We start from the raw sequence: 665 nt of genomic DNA, 5'->3' as shown, positions 1-665 counted from the left end.
ATCATATCCAGCAGCAGATTCAAACATCTCAGCATGTTCAAGTTAAAAGTGAACGCTTGAAAACAGAGTTAATTACCAACGTCAGTCACGATTTAAGAACACCATTGACTTCTATTATGACATATACAGCGTTGCTAAAGTCACAAGATCTTACTTCGGACGAACAACATGCTTACGTTGAAATTATTGACCGTAAATCAAAACGTTTACAGACACTTATTGATGATTTATTTGAAGTGTCAAAAATGGCGAGTGGAAATGTAGAATTGCATAAAGACAAAATTGATATTAACCAGCTTCTTCATCAGGCTTTAGCTGAATATAATGAAGCAATTGAAGATTCAACTCTGCAATTTCGTATTCAATCTCTCAAAAAGCCGCTATTTGCTACTGTAGATGGTCAAAAATTATGGAGAGTATTTGACAATTTGATAGAGAATATATTGAAATATTCACTTGAACAAACGCGTGTCTATATTTCTGTTCAAGAAATAAACGAACAAGTGAAACTAACCTTTAAAAATGTAAGTAAATATGAATTAAATGAGCAGGCAGATGAGCTGTTTGAACGATTTAAAAGAGGGGATACTTCAAGACAAACCGATGGCTCCGGACTTGGGTTAGCTATTGCTAAGTCAATTATTGATTTGCACGGAGGAGAACTG

General features: G+C 34.6%; 1 protein-coding gene. It reads left to right on the top strand.

The window, feature by feature from the left end; translation table 11 throughout:
- Positions 1–665, top strand: a 665-nt coding sequence (locus RB298_RS31035) for a sensor histidine kinase (protein ID WP_486050183.1), incomplete at both ends; no start/stop codon positions are given.

The organism is Priestia sp. BR_2 (assembly GCF_041954005.1).
Taxonomy (GTDB): Bacteria; Bacillota; Bacilli; order Paenibacillales; family Paenibacillaceae; genus Paenibacillus_AQ; species Paenibacillus_AQ lautus_A.
The sequence above is the reverse complement of the archived record's forward strand: the minus strand, read 5'-3'. Positions and strand labels throughout refer to the sequence as shown.